The sequence below is a fragment of the Caballeronia sp. AZ10_KS36 genome (genome assembly GCF_023631105.1).
GTDB lineage: Bacteria > Pseudomonadota > Gammaproteobacteria > Burkholderiales > Burkholderiaceae > Caballeronia.
Genome location: NZ_JALQDQ010000048.1, coordinates 1 through 904, shown reverse-complemented (window position 1 = coordinate 904; position 904 = coordinate 1). Strand labels below are relative to the sequence as shown.

The following is a 904-nucleotide window of genomic DNA, read 5'->3' as shown; positions in this document are numbered from 1 at the left end:
AGAGGCGTTAACAGAATGACTTTTGCAGGTGTCGCCAGCATATGATGCAGCAAGCGATTTTCATGAAGGCCTCGTGGATGAAAGCGAGCCGTTCGAAGCGGATGCGCAGTCTGCGGAAGTTGTGAAGCCACGAGATGGTCCGCTCCACAACCCAGCGTGTTTTGCCTAATCCGCTACCGTGGGGCTGACCGCGCCGAGCGATTTCGGTTGCAATGCCGGCGGCATGCAGTGGACGTCGATATTTGTCGTGGTCGTAGCCTCTGTCGCCTTGAACGACCCGAGGCTTTGACAGTGGTCTGCCACGCTTGCCGCTGATAGGCGGGATGGCCTCGACCAGCGCTTGAAGTTGAGTGACGTCGTTGCGGTTGGCGCCGGTCAGTATCACCGCGAGCGGGATGCCCTGCGCTTCGGTGATGAGGTGGTGCTTTGAACCGGGTCGCGCGCGGTCTGTGGGATTCGGTCCTGTTTTTGACCTGAGCCCACAGCGCGGATTGAAGAGGAATCGACGATGACGCGAGACCAGTCGATTCGGTCAGCTGCACGCAGTCGCCCAAGCAGCACCTCGTGCAGTTGCTCCCAGACGCCTGCCGCCTGCCAGTCCCGCAGGCGACGCCAGCAACTCATGCCGCTGCCGCAGCCCATCTCGCGAGGGAGTAGGTCCCAACGCAGGCCTGTCTGTAAGACGAAGAGAATGCCGGTGAGCACCGCACGATTGTCGAGCGGCTTGCGCCCCGGATAACGGGCCCGGCGTGGCTTCGGAGGGGGCAGCAACGGTTCGATGAGTGCCCAAAGGTCGTCGTCGAGTAGCGGCTTGGCCATGTCCTTTTCACCGTCGAAACAATGAAAAGGTTAACAGGATTCATCGAGGGTTAACAGCCCCTTCGTTCATTTTGTTAAGGATTCT

General features: G+C 59.7%; 1 protein-coding gene. It reads right to left on the bottom strand.

Translation table 11 applies throughout. The annotated features are described in order from the left end of the window. Window positions 1-7: 7 nt before the first annotated feature. Window positions 8-819 (bottom strand): IS5 family transposase gene (locus tag NCR35_RS27980; protein ID WP_175582446.1). Its coding sequence is split into 2 segments (ribosomal slippage): window positions 8-471 and window positions 471-819, totalling 813 coding nucleotides; the frame shifts between segments, so codons are not numbered across the junction. Between the last annotated feature and the right edge of the window lie 85 nt (window positions 820-904).